The 15638-nt window shown below is 63.7% G+C and carries 12 protein-coding genes; 8 read left to right on the top strand and 4 right to left on the bottom strand.

What is annotated here, in order from left to right; all coding sequences use genetic code 11:
- Positions 1-279: 279 nt before the first annotated feature.
- From tilS to ACS3WB_RS15835, 8 genes are all read left to right on the top strand, one after another.
- Entirely contained in the window at positions 280-1314 is a 1035-nt protein-coding gene (gene tilS, locus ACS3WB_RS15870; RefSeq protein ID WP_438276447.1) for a tRNA lysidine(34) synthetase TilS, read from the top strand.
- A gap of 376 nt (positions 1315-1690) precedes the next feature.
- Positions 1691-3613, top strand: coding sequence for an ATP-dependent zinc metalloprotease FtsH (gene ftsH, locus ACS3WB_RS15865; RefSeq protein WP_438276446.1), 1923 nt, complete (start codon positions 1691-1693; stop codon positions 3611-3613).
- 240 nt (positions 3614-3853) lie between these two features.
- Positions 3854-6673: a pyruvate, phosphate dikinase gene (gene ppdK, locus ACS3WB_RS15860; RefSeq protein ID WP_438276445.1), complete on the top strand. Its 2820-nt coding sequence runs from the start codon at positions 3854-3856 to the stop codon at positions 6671-6673.
- A gap of 298 nt (positions 6674-6971) precedes the next feature.
- On the top strand, positions 6972-8375 hold the full coding sequence (locus tag ACS3WB_RS15855; RefSeq protein WP_438276444.1) for a cell wall hydrolase: 1404 nt from the start codon (positions 6972-6974) through the stop codon (positions 8373-8375).
- Positions 8376-8633: 258 nt separating this feature from the next.
- The gene (locus ACS3WB_RS15850) at positions 8634-9887 is read left to right on the top strand and encodes an MFS transporter (protein WP_438276443.1); all 1254 of its coding nucleotides are present in this window, start codon (positions 8634-8636) and stop codon (positions 9885-9887) included.
- Positions 9888-9936: 49 nt separating this feature from the next.
- A complete protein-coding gene (gene acuI, locus ACS3WB_RS15845) occupies positions 9937-10923 on the top strand; it encodes an acrylyl-CoA reductase (NADPH) (protein ID WP_438276442.1) in 987 nt (328 codons plus the stop codon).
- Between the two features lie 119 nt (positions 10924-11042).
- Positions 11043-11633 carry a hypothetical protein gene (locus tag ACS3WB_RS15840; protein WP_438276441.1) on the top strand — a complete coding sequence of 197 codons (591 nt, stop codon included), beginning with the start codon at positions 11043-11045 and terminating at the stop codon, positions 11631-11633.
- A gap of 224 nt (positions 11634-11857) precedes the next feature.
- Positions 11858-12628 (top strand): gamma-glutamyl-gamma-aminobutyrate hydrolase family protein, encoded by a 771-nt coding sequence (locus tag ACS3WB_RS15835; RefSeq protein ID WP_438276440.1) that lies wholly within the window; start codon positions 11858-11860, stop codon positions 12626-12628.
- 140 nt (positions 12629-12768) lie between these two features.
- Here ACS3WB_RS15835 and ACS3WB_RS15830 read toward each other — a convergent pair whose 3' ends face one another.
- The 4 genes from ACS3WB_RS15830 to ygfZ form a co-directional block, all read right to left on the bottom strand.
- Positions 12769-13275, bottom strand: a complete 507-nt coding sequence (locus ACS3WB_RS15830; protein WP_438276439.1) for a tyrosine phosphatase family protein — start codon at positions 13273-13275, stop codon at positions 12769-12771.
- A gap of 182 nt (positions 13276-13457) precedes the next feature.
- Positions 13458-14069 carry a YfbR-like 5'-deoxynucleotidase gene (locus tag ACS3WB_RS15825; RefSeq protein WP_438276438.1) on the bottom strand — a complete coding sequence of 204 codons (612 nt, stop codon included), beginning with the start codon at positions 14067-14069 and terminating at the stop codon, positions 13458-13460.
- Positions 14066-14692: a DNA-3-methyladenine glycosylase I gene (locus tag ACS3WB_RS15820; RefSeq protein WP_438276437.1), complete on the bottom strand. Its 627-nt coding sequence runs from the start codon at positions 14690-14692 to the stop codon at positions 14066-14068. The genes ACS3WB_RS15825 and ACS3WB_RS15820 overlap by 4 nt, the downstream gene beginning before the upstream one ends.
- On the bottom strand, positions 14689-15570 hold the full coding sequence (ygfZ, locus tag ACS3WB_RS15815) for a CAF17-like 4Fe-4S cluster assembly/insertion protein YgfZ (protein ID WP_438276448.1): 882 nt from the start codon (positions 15568-15570) through the stop codon (positions 14689-14691). The genes ACS3WB_RS15820 and ygfZ overlap by 4 nt, the downstream gene beginning before the upstream one ends.
- Between the last annotated feature and the right edge of the window lie 68 nt (positions 15571-15638).

The following is a 15638-nucleotide window of genomic DNA, read 5'->3' as shown; positions in this document are numbered from 1 at the left end:
TGGCGAACCAGCGTGTAACGTTTGGGGCCCTCCGGATCATCGGCATGGCGAACAACCAGCCCGAGTTTGAACGCCAGCGCCCTGGCTTGCCTGAATTTGTCCAGCTCGTCGTTTGTGGTCATCATATCGTCCTCTGTGCTCCCGAGCTGAAAGGTCGTCCTGTTCGTTGGAAGTGTGGTTTGTCGCCCATCTATGCCAACTCCGGCTTATCCATCAACGCCTCTGGGGCCTTTTCGCTTATGATTCCATCGGGAGCGGAAACGCTCTAAACATTTCGGCATGATCGAGAACGACGTCTCGCCGATCTCGGCAACGGAAGCCAAAACGTTCTTTGCGGACTGGAAAGTCGCCCGCGCGCTGGTTCTCGCCGTATCCGGTGGCCCGGATTCCATGGCGCTGATGTGGCTCGCGGCGCGCTGGCGGCGTGCCATGACGCATGGTCCCGATCTGATCGCGGTCACCGTCGATCACGAACTGCGGCCCGAAGCGGCAGGCGAGGCGCGCAACGTGAAGCGCCTCGCCAGGTCTCTCGGCATATCCCATCGCACCTTGCGCTGGACCGGCAAAAAACCGGCAACCGGCCTGCCCGCAGCCGCGCGCGAGGCGCGATACGCGCTCTTGTTCAAGGCGGCGCGGTCCCATGGCGCGAGCCACGTCCTGACCGCGCATACCTTGGACGATCAGGCCGAAACGGTCCTGATGCGGATATCGCGCGGCAGCGGCATCGCCGGCCTGTCTGCTATGGCGCGCGAAACGATGCGCGACGGCTTCATCCTGATCCGGCCCCTCCTGCATGTTCCGAAATCGCGGCTGATCGCGACGCTGGACAAGGCCGGGATCGGCTATGCGGAGGATCCGACCAATCGCGATGTCGGCTTCACGCGCCCGCGGCTGCGCGCGCTGATGCCGGCGCTGGCGAAGGAAGGATGCGACGCTCGAAATCTGGCGCGGCTGGCATCGCGCCTGGCGCGGGCCAATGCCGCGCTGGAACTTCTGGTCGACGGGGCCGAGCGCTATCTGGCGTTGCAGGATCGTACAGCGCGACGTCCGGGCTTTCAGGCAAGGGCCTTCGCGTCTCTCGCCCCGGAGATCAAGGTCCGATTGCTGCTGCGGGCGATCGATCGCGTCGGCTGCGAGGGACCCGCCGAATTGGGCAAGGTCGAGACCCTGCTGCTGGCGCTCGACCGCGCGGCCGCGGATGGCGGTGTTAGCGGCCGCCGCATTCTGCTGAGAAGGACGCTGGCAGGGGCGCTGGTGACGCTCACCGCCGAGCGGCTCAGCGTCGAGCGGGCGCCGTCGCGGCGAACCCGCTGATGCATTACGGCAAGCGTTAACCGTTGCGCGGAAAACACCACACCCTATGAGCCGGACTGGGGCTCCGTCCCGCGCTTCTGGTTCCATCGTGATATGTCAAGTGTATTGCAATGCCTGGCTCTCGCCCGTCCCGCTCTTGAAATGCGAAGCGGATCAATAAGGTGGTGGAACAGAAGCGGTCCAGTCGTGACGCATCGAGACGCGGCCTTGTGTCAACTTGTTCCGGTCCGATAGGTTTAATTTACTAAGACTCCCGCCCGGTTCCCTTGGCAGCGGCAACCTCCGCGCCTAGATTGTATCTGCGTCGGCAACTCCTATCTGTTGAGTCGATGCAGGGACATCCGGCTGCGATCCGCGCGGCCTCGAAGGAAAATCGATGAACGCCAATATGCGCAACTTCGCCCTCTGGGTCATCATTGTCTTGCTCCTGTTGGCGCTGTTCACGCTGTTCCAGAATCCGGGCCACCACACGACCGCGCAGGACATCTCGTTCTCGCAGTTGCTGACGGAAGTCGATCAGAACAATGTTCGCGATGTCGTGATCCAGGGACCGGAAATTCACGGCACGTTCACCAACGGCTCCGCTTTCCAGACCTATGCGCCGACCGATCCGGGTCTGGTGAAAAAGCTCTATGACGCCAAGGTGCAGATCACCGCGAAGCCGCCGGGCGACAGCGTGCCATGGTTCGTGTCGCTGCTGGTCTCCTGGCTGCCGTTCATCGCGCTGATCGGCGTGTGGATTTTCCTGTCGCGCCAGATGCAGGGCGGCGCCGGCAAGGCCATGGGTTTCGGCAAGTCGCGCGCCAAGATGCTGACGGAAGCCCACGGCCGCGTCACCTTCGAGGATGTGGCGGGCGTCGATGAGGCCAAGCAGGATCTGCAGGAGATCGTCGAGTTCCTGCGTGACCCCGGCAAGTTCCAGCGCCTCGGCGGCCGCATTCCGCGCGGCGTGCTGCTGGTCGGCCCTCCCGGCACCGGTAAGACGCTGATCGCGCGCGCGGTGGCGGGCGAAGCCAACGTGCCGTTCTTCACCATTTCGGGTTCCGACTTCGTCGAGATGTTCGTCGGCGTCGGCGCGAGCCGCGTCCGCGACATGTTCGAACAGGCCAAGAAGAACGCGCCGTGCATCATCTTCATCGACGAAATCGACGCCGTCGGCCGTCACCGTGGCGCCGGTCTCGGCGGCGGCAATGACGAGCGCGAGCAGACGCTGAACCAGTTGCTGGTCGAGATGGACGGTTTTGAGGCCAATGAGGGCGTGATCCTGATTGCCGCGACCAACCGCCCCGACGTGCTCGATCCCGCGCTGCTGCGTCCAGGCCGCTTCGACCGTCAGGTCGTGGTGCCTAACCCCGACGTTGTCGGCCGCGAGCAGATTCTGAAGGTGCATATCCGCAAGGTGCCGCTGGCGCCCGACGTCAACATCAAGACCATTGCCCGCGGTACGCCTGGTTTCTCCGGCGCCGACCTGATGAACCTCGTCAACGAAGCGGCGCTCACGGCCGCCCGGCGCAACAAGCGCATGGTGACGCAGGCCGAGTTCGAGGAAGCCAAGGACAAGGTGATGATGGGCGCCGAGCGCAAGTCGCTCGTCATGACCGAGGAAGAGAAGATGCTGACGGCCTATCACGAGGGCGGTCACGCCATCGTCGGCCTCAACGTCGTCGCCACCGATCCGATCCACAAGGCGACCATCATTCCGCGCGGCCGGGCGCTGGGCATGGTGATGCAGCTTCCCGAGCGCGACAAGCTGTCGATGTCGCTGGAGCAGATGACCTCGCGGCTCGCCATCATGATGGGCGGGCGGGTGGCTGAGGAAATGATTTTCGGCCACGAGAAGGTGACGTCGGGCGCCGCGTCCGACATCGATCAGGCCACGCGTCTCGCCCGCATGATGGTGACGCGCTGGGGCCTGTCGAAAGAACTCGGCACGGTGTCCTATGGCGAGAACAACGACGAGGTGTTCCTCGGCATGCAGGTCAACCGCCAACAGAACGTGTCGGAGGCGACCGCGCAGAAGATCGATACCGAAGTCAGGCGTCTGGTCGAAGCCGGCTACAAGGACGCGACCCGCATTCTCGCCGAGAAGCGGGCCGATCTGGAGACGCTCGCCAAGGGTCTGCTTGAATTCGAAACGCTGACTGGTGACGAGATCACCGATCTGCTGAACGGCAAGAAACCGAATCGGGAATCGGTGCTGGAGCCCACCACCCCGCGCACCTCGGCGGTTCCGCCGGCCGGAAAAACCCACCCGCGTCCGGATCCCGATCCGGGCCTCGAGCCGCAACCGCAGGCCTGAGGCCGCTCGCCGACGCTGATCGACGAACTGCAGATGAGAGAAAACAGCCTGGCCCAAGCCGGGCTGTTTTTACGATCGGACTATTTTTCACGATTGGCATGGCGCCGCGAAGTCGTGTGTCGTGCAGAAATGCGCGCCAAGCATTCGGGCGAGGAACGATGGCGCGCGCAGCTTGCGTGAAGTCGTCAAAACGTGGTGTAAGGCGAACACGCTTTCCTTCACGTGGAATGGTTTCATCGCATGGCCAAAGCCGCCTCGAAGTCCCAAAAGCCCGCTGCGAAATCAAAGTCATCCGCGACGCCTCGGACGAAGGCGAAGGCCTCAAGTTCCGGCGTCGCGCGCAAAGCGGCTGGCAAGCCGGCAAAGGCGGCGGCGCCTGTGAAAAGCAAGTGGGTCTATACCTTCGGGGGCGGCAAGGCGGAAGGCAAGGCGGAGCTGAAGGACCTGCTCGGCGGCAAGGGCGCCAATCTCGCCGAGATGGCCAATCTCGGTCTGCCCGTGCCTCCCGGCTTCACGATTCCGACCTCGGTATGCGCGTTTTTCTATGCGCACGACAAATCCTATCCGAAAGAATTGAAGCCGCAGGTCGAAAGGGCGCTGGAGCAGGTCGCAAAGATCACCGGAAAGGTGTTTGGCGATGCGTCGAATCCGCTGCTGGTCTCGGTGCGCTCGGGCGCGCGTGCATCGATGCCCGGGATGATGGACACCGTGCTCAATCTCGGCCTCAACGACAAGACCGTCGAGGCGCTGGCCGCGATGTCCGGCGACCAGCGATTTGCCTATGACAGCTATCGACGCTTCATCACCATGTACTCGGATGTCGTGCTCGGCTTCGCGCATCATCATTTCGAAGACATTCTGGATACGTTCAAGGACACCAAGGGCTATTCGCTCGACACCGATCTGACCGGCGACGACTGGATCGAGATGGTGGGCAAGTACAAGACAGCCGTCGCGCGCGAGACCGGCAGCGAATTCCCGCAGGATCCCTACGAGCAGCTATGGGGCGCGATCGGCGCGGTGTTCTCGTCCTGGATGAATGCGCGCGCGGTCACCTATCGCCGCCTGCACAATATTCCGGAATCATGGGGCACCGCTGTCAACGTGCAGGCCATGGTGTTCGGCAATCTCGGCGAGACCTCGGCGACCGGCGTGGCATTCACGCGCAATCCGTCGACCGGCGAGAGCCGGCTTTACGGCGAGTTTCTCATCAACGCCCAGGGCGAGGACGTGGTGGCGGGCATCCGCACGCCGCAGGACATCACCGAGGCGGCGCGAATGGAGTCCGGTTCCGACAGACCGTCGATGGAATCGGCGATGCCGGAAGCCTTCAAGGAGCTGACGCGCATCTACACCCTGCTCGAACGGCACTATCGCGACATGCAGGATATGGAGTTCACTGTCGAAGACGGCAAGCTCTGGATGCTGCAGACCCGCAGCGGCAAGCGCACCGCGCGCGCCGCGCTGCGCATCGCCGTCGAACTCGCCAATGAAGGCGTGATCTCGAAGAAGGATGCGGTCGCTCGTATCGATCCGGCCTCGCTCGATCAGTTGCTGCATCCGACCATCGATCCCAACGCGACGCGTGACGTGATCGCCACCGGCCTGCCGGCGTCGCCGGGCGCCGCGGCCGGCGAGATCGTGTTTTTCCCGGATGACGCTGCCAAACTGCAGGCCGACGGCCGCAGGGTCATCCTGGTGCGGATGGAGACCAGTCCGGAAGACATCCACGGCATGCACGCCGCCGAGGGTATCCTGACCACGCGCGGCGGCATGACCTCGCATGCGGCTGTGGTCGCGCGCGGCATGGGCAAACCCTGCGTATCGGGCTGCGGCAGCATCCGTGTCGACTATGGAAGCGGCACCATGAGCGTCGGCGACCGCATCTTCAAGGTCGGCGACGTCATCACCATCGATGGATCGCTCGGCCAGGTGCTGGCGGGACAGATGCCGATGATCGAGCCGGAATTGTCGGGCGAGTTCGGCACGCTGATGGGCTGGGCCGACGAGGTTCGCAAGCTCCGCATCCGCGTCAACGGTGACACGCCGGCCGATGCCCGCACGGCGGTGAAGTTTGGAGCCGAGGGCATCGGCCTGTGCCGCACCGAGCACATGTTCTTCGAAGAGACCCGCATCCGCACCGTGCGCGAGATGATCCTGGCCGAGGACGAGCAGGCGCGCCGCGCTGCGCTGTCGAAGCTGCTGCCGATGCAGCGCGCCGATTTCGTCGAACTGTTCGAGATCATGAAGGGCTTGCCGGTCACGATCCGGCTGCTCGATCCGCCGCTGCACGAGTTCCTGCCGCATACGCAAGCCGAGATCGAGGAAGTCGCGCGCGCGATGAATACCGATCCGCGCAGACTGGCTGACCGTGCCCGCAGTCTGGCCGAATTCAATCCGATGCTCGGCTTTCGCGGCTGCCGCCTTGCGATCGTCTATCCGGAGATCGCCGAGATGCAGGCGCGTGCGATTTTCGAGGCAGCGGTCGAGGCCGGCAAGCGCACTGGCAAGGTCGTTGCGGCTGAGGTCATGGTGCCGCTGATCGCGACCAAAGCGGAATTCGATCTGATCAAGGCGCGGATCGACGTGACCGCGCAGTCGGTGATGCGCGAGACCGGCGCCAAGCTGAGCTATCAGGTCGGCACCATGATCGAACTGCCGCGCGCCTGCCTTGTGGCGGGTGAGATCGCGGAAAGCGCGGAGTTCTTTTCGTTCGGCACCAACGATCTGACGCAGACGACCTTCGGTATCAGCCGCGACGACGCCGCAAGCTTTCTCGGCACTTATATCACGAAGGGCATTTTGGAGATCGATCCGTTCATCTCGATGGACCGCAACGGCGTCGGAGAACTGGTTAAGATAGGTGTGGCCCGCGGCCGCAAGACCCGGCCGAATCTCAAGGTGGGCATCTGCGGCGAACACGGCGGCGATCCGGTGTCGGTGGCGTTCTGTCACGAGATCGGATTGAACTATGTGTCGTGCTCGCCCTATCGCGTGCCGATCGCGCGCCTTGCCGCCGCGCAGGCCGCGCTCCGCAAAACGGCTGCAAGTCAGGCCTGATCGCCCGTCCTGTTTTGGGACATTGCATCCGCGTTTTTTTTGACGCGTTCTCTTCACGCGAACCGGCATCCACTTCGCTCGAAAACGCTATAGCGTTGACCTGATCTTTACCATTCGGCCGGAGCGGTTATTTACCAACCTTGCAACATCCGCCCGCGCCCGCGACTGCGCTCTTGCCTGTGATGCGCGCGCATCGCCGATTAACGCCCTCGCAACTTTAATTGGATATTACCGCAATCGATCGAATTGCACCGAACCGTGCGGATCGATCGTTGTGTGGCGTTGCGTGAGCGTGTCGATGTTTGTGTTGCGTAACCAACCGAAGAGTGCGCGCCTTGCACTCTTCGGTTTCGGTCTCTGCTTCTTCGCATTGATCCCGAACGAAACCGGCTATCAGGATATCGCCGCGCTGCTTGCGCATCAGCCCGGCGTTGCCGAGCGCTGGCAAAAGCGTGTGTTCGCCTCCGCGGTCAGTTCCATTCAGGTCGCGACCTTCAGCTTCGGCCGCCCCGTCGGCACCGCCGCGCCGCGTGCGGCTACGCTGTTACTTGCAAGCCTCGACGATCAGAACGGCGGCATCGTTGCGCGTAACCCGGTACTGCGGCCGCCGCCTCGCTATCAGGCCTCCGATTTCCCCAAGGTCGATCGCACGCTGAAAGGCGATCGTCTGACGATTGTGACGCCGGAGAGGCAACCTGCTGTGCCGGCGAGCGCGCCGCCACAGCAAACCCCGACATCAAATACATCGGTGATGGGAGCCAAGACCGCGGCGGCTACCCATGCCGCCGAGCCGGCGGCGCTCGATCCCGAACTGGCGGAAGCGCTGAAAGCGCCGCCGCTGCCGCAATATGATGTTTCGCGCTCGCTCGAGGCGCAGCCGCTCGACGATCACAAGCGGAACCGCGAAGCCGACGATGCCACGATCGAACCGCCGCCTTCCAGCGACGGGTTCTCCATCAAGACGGCAAGTCTTTATTTCGGCGGCTCGTCGCTGGGCGTCGCGAGCGAGAGCCTGGAACGCTGGCAGCCCGGTGAAGAACCGATGATCGTGACCCCGGGTCTGCCCGCAGATCCCGATATGAAGGCGTCCATGCCGTTGCGACAGGATACCGGGAAGGCTGGCGAAACCGTGGTCGGCAAGGGCGAGGTCGAAACACCGGCCGAGCGGCTCGGCCTGCTCGACCAGAAGAAACGCGCCAAGCAGGAAAAGTGCCTTGCCGAAGCGGTCTACTTCGAAGCGCGGGGCGAGGCGATCCGCGGCCAGATCGCGGTGGCGCAGGTGGTGATGAACCGCGTGTTCTCGGGCTATTATCCTACTACCGTGTGCGGCGTGGTCTATCAGAATGCGAACCGTCATCTGGCGTGCCAGTTCACCTTCGCCTGCGACGGCATTCGCGATGTGGTCACCGAGCCGGACATGTGGGATCGCGCCCGCAGGATCGCGAAGGCCACGCTTGATGGGCGGCTGTGGCTGCCGGAAGTCGGCAAGTCGACGCACTATCATGCTTATTGGGTGCATCCCTCCTGGGTACGCGAAATGAAAAAGATGTACCGCACCGGGGTCCACACCTTCTATCGTCCGCGGGCCTGGGGCGACGGCAGTGACGCGCCGAGTTGGGGTACGACGGCCCAGACCGCCGAGATCACGGCCCGATTGGCGGAAGCCGCGCACAGTTCGGCGGAACTGCGAGCCCGGCGGTAAGTCGCAGTTAAGGCATTTCAACCTGTCATGGGCCGGGCTTGGTGTCGGCCATCCACGTCCTTTGATCTGATTTCCAGTTTTAAGACGCAGATGCCCGGCACAAAGCCGGGCATGACAATTCAATCAAATCTCATCTCCTAATAGCTGCTTTGGCGAGTTGGCAATTTCATGCAGGCGCATTAACTTGCAGGCCTCGGCCTTGCCGGCCGAAGGTGCTGATGTTCCGTCTACATCTGCACCGGCAAATGGACAGTCCCGATGGCGACATCCGAAGAAAGCGGTCTGCAGACCGTGCGTGAAACGGGGTGGCGCACGCCGCTCGTGATCATCATCTGCGGTTGCCTGATCGGAATGCTGACGTTCGGACCGCGGTCCGCCTTCGGCTTCTTCATGCAACCCATGAGCAGCGAGTTCTCGTGGGGCCGCGACGTCTTCGCGCTCGCCTTCGCGGTTCAGAACCTTTTGTGGGGCATCGGCCAGCCCTTCGCCGGCGCGATTGCCGACAGGTTCGGCAGCGTGCGGGTAATTTCGGCTGGCGCATTGATGTATGCCGCCGGCCTTCTGGTGATGCGCTATGCCGACACGCCGGTGTCGCTCAATATCGGAGCAGGATTTTTGGTCGGCTTCGGTCTGTCCGGATGCTCGTTCAATCTGGTGCTGTCGGCGTTCGGCAAGCTGTTGCCGTTGCAGTGGCGCGGTCTTGCGCTGGGCGCCGGCACAGCGGCCGGCTCGTTCGGGCAATTCGTATTTGCGCCGTTCAGCGTCGCGCTGATCGACAATTTCGGCTGGCAGCCGGCGCTGACGGTGTTCGCGGTGCTCATGCTGTTCGTCGTGCCGTTCGCGCTGGTGTTGTCGACGCCGCCGAGCGATGCCGGCGGCGCCGCTGCCGCCGCGTCGGAACAGTCTTTCAAGAGCGCGCTGGCGGAAGCCTTCGGTCATCGCTCCTACGTGCTGCTGGTGCTCGGCTTCTTCACCTGCGGTTTCCAGCTCGCCTTCATCACCGCGCATCTGCCGGCTTATCTGGTCGATCGTGGGCTGTCGGTTCAGGCCGGCGGCTGGGTGCTGGCAGCAATCGGCCTGTTCAACATCATCGGATCGCTCAGTGTCGGATGGCTGTCGACCAGGATGCCGAAGCGCTACATCCTGTCGGCGATTTACTTCATCCGCGCGCTGTCGATCGTCGCGTTCATTTCAACCCCGATGACGACGTTCTCCGCGGTCGCGTTCGGCATCGTCACCGGCCTGACCTGGCTGTCCACGGTGCCGCCCACCACGAGCCTCGTGGCGCTGATGTTCGGTACCCGCTGGCTGGCGACGCTCTATGGCTTCGCGTTCTTCAGCCATCAGGTCGGGGGGTTCCTCGGCGCGCTGCTGGGCGGCGTGGCATTCGACCATTTTGGTTCCTACACGGCGGTCTGGTGGCTGTCGGTGCTGTTCGGCGTGCTGTCCGCATTGATCAACCTGCCGATCGTCGAAGCGCCGGTCCGGCGGGCGGTTGCGCAGCCTGCGTAATGGGTTCAATCTTCCGAAAGGCTCGCCCAGACATCCGGGAGCGACAGCAATGACGACATTCAGGGCGATCCGGATCGACAAGGCCGAGAAGGGCACGACGGCCGCGCTGACTCAATTCGACGAAGCCGAACTGATGGACGGCGACGTCACCGTGCGAGTCGAATGGTCGACGCTGAACTACAAGGATGGCCTGGCGGTCACCGGCAAGGCGCCGGTGGTACGGCGCTTTCCGATGATTGCGGGAATCGATTTCGCCGGCACGGTCGAGCAGTCGTCGCATCCTTCCTGGAAGATTGGCGACAAGGTCATTTGCAACGGCTGGGGGATGGGCGAAACCCACCTCGGGGCCTATGCGGAAAAGGCCCGCGTCAATGGTGACTGGCTGGTGGCGCTGCCCGAGGGCCTGACGGCGCGCGACGCCATGGCGATCGGGACCGCGGGCTACACCGCGATGCTGTCGGTGATGGCGCTCGAAAGACACGGCCTGACGCCGAAGGACGGGCCCGTGATCGTGACCGGAGCCGCCGGCGGCGTCGGATCGGTGGCGATAGCCGTGCTCTCCAGGCTTGGCTACCACGTCATCGCCTCCACCGGCCGTCTATCGGAAGGCGGCTACCTCAAGGATCTCGGCGCGGCTGAGGTGATTGACCGCAACGAGTTGTCGGGACCGGCCAAACCGCTTGCGAAGGAACGCTGGGCGGGAGGGATCGATAGCGTCGGATCCACCACGCTCGCCAATCTGTTGTCGATGACGAAATACCGGGGCGCCATCGCCGCCTGCGGCCTCGCTGGCGGCATGGATCTCCCGTCGTCGGTGGCGCCATTCATTTTGCGTGGGGTGTGTCTGCTTGGCATCGACTCCGTGATGTGCCCGATCGGACTTCGCAAAACCGCATGGAGTCGGCTCGCGACTGAGCTGGATCGGTCCAAGCTGACTGAAATCACTCATGAAATCGGTCTGGACGAGGTTATCGAGGCCGGCGCCCGGATTCTTGCCGGCGGGGTGCGCGGGCGCATCGTGGTAAAAATTCTCTAGGGATGTTCAGACTTTACCAACCAAGCTGCTCCAATGTTGCCACGGTTGGTATGGTAAGCAGTGGGTAAAGGCGTCGGCCGTTCGCGGTCGGCCCGTTCAAGTTCGTTGGAGTTGCAGTCATGCTCGCGCGTTTCGTGTCAGGAGCCCTGGTTGCAGGTGCGATCGCGGCACCGGCAATGGCCGGTCACATGATGAATGCCGACGAGGCCAGGCGGTTCGTGGCCGGCAAGGTTTTTGCCTTCACCTGCTTCGACGGTACGCGCGGCGCCGGTCGGGTGTTCGAGGACGGCGGCGCAGCCGGCGCGGTGCAGTTCAGCGGCTCGGGTCCGGTCCGCCACATGAGGCTGCCGGGCAATACGCTTCAGGTACGCGGGCAGGCGGTCTGCGCCTCGCTCAAGGGCCTTCCGTTCGAGCCGTGCTTCAACCTCGACAAGCAGAGCGATCGCAGCTTCCGTGGTTCGGTTTCCGGCATGGGCTTTGCCTATTGCGATTTCAACCATCAGGGCGGAAGGCAGATGTTGCTGGCGCGTGCCGCCGCGCGCCCCCGCAGCCGTGGGCACGGTTCGCGCACGGCCGACGCCTCGAAACCAGAGGTGACCGCGCGCGTCGAGACCCCGCGGGTCGAAAGCGCCAGGCTCGATCCCGTCAAGCCGGAAGCGAAGCCGGCCAAGGTCGAAGGCGCTCTTGAGCTTCGCCGTTCCACCGATTGATCTGGCCCGACGTGGCGATCGCACCGGATGGGTCAACCGGGGCACGGGCCGCGCGTCGCTTTTGCGTGCTGCATGGGCATGGTTGGCTCGCGGTGTTGAATTGTTGATCCGGCTTCGGTCGAGAGGCATGATCGTTGAACCATTTGCCGCGAGTCGCCCCTCCGCGAAGACCTTAAGATGTATATCCGGACCAATGACCCGCTGATTGAGATGGGTGTCTGGCGATGAAAAAGCCGGTGGTCGGCGTGATCGGCAGTTCGCACCGCCTCGAGAACCGATTTGAAATGCAGATGGTCAGCGAGCAGAACCTGCGGGCGGTTGCCGAGGTCGCAGGCGCGCTGCCCCTGATGTTCGCAGGCTGCCCGAAGGTTACCGAGATCGGAGCGCTGCTCGATGCGGTCGACGGCGTTGTGCTGGTGGGCGCGCGTGCCAATGTGCATCCGAGCCGTTTTCGCGCCGAGCCGGATCCTCGGCATGAGCCTTACGACGTCAACCGCGACGATCTCGCATTGTCACTGGCGCAGGCCTGTGTCGCCCGCCGCGTTCCGATCTTCGGCATCTGTCGCGGTCTGCAGGAGATCAACGTCGCATTCGGCGGCTCGCTGCATCCGGAAATTTGCGAATTGCCGGGACGCCTGAATCACCGGATGCCGCGGCTTGAGAACGGCGAGATTCATCCGGACCTGAACGTGGTGTTCGGCGATCGCCACGATGTCCGCCTGGTTCAGGGCGGTGTGTTCGCGCGATTGCTCGGCCGCGAGACCATCCGTGTCAATTCGCTGCACGGCCAGGGCATTCTCGAACCCGGCGAGCGTGTTGTTGTCGAGGGCGTGGCCGAGGATGGCACTATCGAGGCGATCCGTATCGCCGATGCGCCGGCCTTCGCTCTCGCCGTGCAATGGCACGCCGAATACGATCCGCAATGCAATCCGGTCAACCGGACGCTGTTCGAAGCATTCGGCGAGGCGCTGCAAGTGCGGCGGCACGCGGCCTGATTGCGATCCGCGGGCGCGATGGCGGATTGAAGTCGGCGAGGGGCTTTCTGATGGAATCAGAAGCGTGGCTCTGTGATTTACGATTTGACGTGTTTTCTTGACGCGAGCCGGTATCCGCCTCGCTCGAAAACGCTATAACGCTATTCCAGATCGACGCGGAACGGCCGGCCTTCGATCGCCATGTTGCCGGGACCCATCTCGTCGAGCGCGCGCAGCATCCGCCCCTCGCGGCCGAGCGCCTTGTCCGCCAACGTCACGATCAGGCGGTTCGGCTGCGCGATCGGCGACGCCGCGCGGATCTGCCGTGCGATGGAGATTTCGTCGCGGTGCGGATTGAGCGCGCAGGCGGCGGTGAAGGCGCTCGCTGTCGAGCGGCTGATGCCGGCGTAGCAATGCACGACCAGCGGCGCCTTGCGGTCCCAACCGCGGATGAAGGCGAGAAGCTGCAGGATATGGCCGTCGTTTGGCGCGACGAAACCATCCGCGGGCTCGCTGATGTCGTCCATCGACACCTTCAGGTGATTGGCTTCGAGTACGGAGCGCGGGCGCTGCACCTGATCGACATTGGCCATCACGGTAAGGATATGGCTGGCGCCCGTGGTTCTTACGGTATCGGCAAGCAAGGCAAGCGAGCAAACGTGGATCATGGCATTCCCGGTTTTCCGGAAAATATAGGCTCGTGCGCGCGGGGGCGAAAGACTGTCTGCGGCCTGGAACCGCCTAGGCCTTTCCGCTTCTGATGGAATGCAGAAGCGGAACTCTATGATTGTGATTCGACGCGGTTCTCGACGCGAACCGGATACCCCTTCGCTCAAAACGCTTCAGGCCATCAAGCCTGCAGGCTCTTGAACCGCGCCAGGAACCGCTTTTCGGCCTTGCTCGCGGACCACGGCGTCAGATAGTCGTCGATCATCGTCGCCGGCAGGCCGGGATCGCTGCCGAACAGGCGCTTCGCTTCAGGCTCGGCGAAGCCCGCAAGATGCGTCGCCTCGAGATAGGCCGCGCCCATGTCGGCATCCTTGATCTGCCGCTCGATATCGGCGGGCAGCGCCGGTTGCAGTCCGAAGCGGATATGGATCGCCGACAACAGCCGTTTCTCCACCGTCTTGTAGGAACCGCCGATCACCGCCTTGAACGGCGAGATCATGTCGCCGATGACATATTCCGGCGCGTCATGCAGAAGCGCCGCCAGCCGCACCCGAATATCGACGCGTGGGGTATGCTCGCGCATCACGGCTTCGACCAGCAACGTGTGCTGCGCGACGGAGAAGATATGCGCGCCGCGGGTCTGGCCGTTCCATCGCGCCACCCGGGCGAGGCCATGCGCGATATCCACGAGCTCGATATCGAGCGGCGAGGGATCGAGCAGGTCGAGCCGACGGCCGGACAGCATCCGCTGCCATGCGCGCGCCGAGATTTTCGGAGCCGCCTTTACCGTCATGTCGTCGCAGGGCGCGGCTTGCGCGTCTGCTGGCCGCACGTCTCGTGGCAATGACACGTCACCAGATGATCGTTGACCATGCCGGTCGCCTGCATGAAGGCATACACGATCGTGGGGCCGACGAACTTGAATCCGCGCGAGGCCAGTTCCTTCGAGATTTTGATCGAGAGCGGCGTCGAGGCCGGCACGGTCGCGGTGGTCTTGAAGCGATTGACCTTCGGCCTGCCGTCCATGAAGCCCCATAACATGCCGGAAAAGCCCAGACCCTGCTCCATGATCGCCAGATAGGATTGTGCGCTTGCGACGGCGCCCGCGATCTTCGCCCGGTTACGCACGATGCCGGCATCGTTCATCAGCGCGTGGATTTTCCTGTCGCCGTAGCGCGCGATCTTTTCCGGGTTAAAATCGTCGAAGGCGCGGCGGAAGTTGTCGCGCTTGCGCAGGATCGTGATCCACGACAGACCCGCCTGAAAGCCGTCGAGGATCAGCTTTTCGAACAGCGCGCGGTTGTCGTATTCGGGCACGCCCCACTCGGTGTCGTGATAGGCGAGATAGAGCGGGTCGTCGCCGGGCCACGGACAGCGGGTCAGGCCGTCGGCATGCAGGCGCGCGGATTGCGTCATGCGACCGTCTTCTTCGCCGCGAGCTTGAGGTCGTCCGGGTCCGCGACACGGATCGTCACGGCGCCTGCCGTCAACGGAATCCCGGCCTCGATCGCGTCTGCGGCGCGATCCAGCCGTAGCAGCGCAAGACCCTGACCCGCGGCCGACGAACCCATGGTGCCGACCGGCTTGTCCGCCGCGACGACGGCCGCGCCAGCCTCCGGCGCGCCGTCATCCAGCAGCACGCGCACGATCCGGCTGCGCGCGGTGCCGCGATGCTCCATGCGCGACACCACTTCCTGACCGACATAACAGCCTTTGTCGAAGTCGACGCCGTGCAGCCGGTCCATATTGGCTTCATGCGGAAAGGCGTCGCCGAAGGCGAAATCGACGCCGCTGCTCGGCACGCCTGATGCGATCCGGTGGGCTTCGTAATCGGCGCCTTCGACCAGTTCGGCGCCGATCACGGTGGCCGCCCGGGCTGCGAGATCCTGCGGTGCGAGAATGCGCCAGCCGAGCTTGTCGCTGCGCGGATCGGCGAAGGTCAGGTCGGGGTGCATGGCGGGTTCGCCGTCCCAGGCCGCCAGCACGCCGAGCGTGCCTGAAAGGTTTTCGACCGTGACCTTGGCGCGCAGCTTGTAGAAGCCGAGTTTGGTCGCAAGCGGCTGCGCCAGCGACAACGGGCAGTCGATCAGGAAGCCGCCGCCATGGCCCGGCTGCGCTTCGGTAATGAGGAAGTCGAACGTGATCTTGCCTTGCGGCGTCAGCAGCGCGCCGAAGCGGCCAGTCCCAGGCTGGACTTTGGTCACATCAGTGGTCACAAGACCGTTGAGAAAATTGCGGGCGTCGTCGCCGCTGACCTTGACCACCCCCCGGTCGGGAAGAAACGCTGCTTTCATGACACTATCTCTTGGCCGGGCATTGTTGTCTTGGCGGGTCTTGCGCAGTACCCCGGGGAAACCTGCGT

This window comes from Nitrobacter sp. (genome assembly GCF_051535215.1).
Lineage (GTDB): Bacteria > Pseudomonadota > Alphaproteobacteria > Rhizobiales > Xanthobacteraceae > Nitrobacter.
This window is presented reverse-complemented; position numbering and strand designations above follow the sequence as displayed.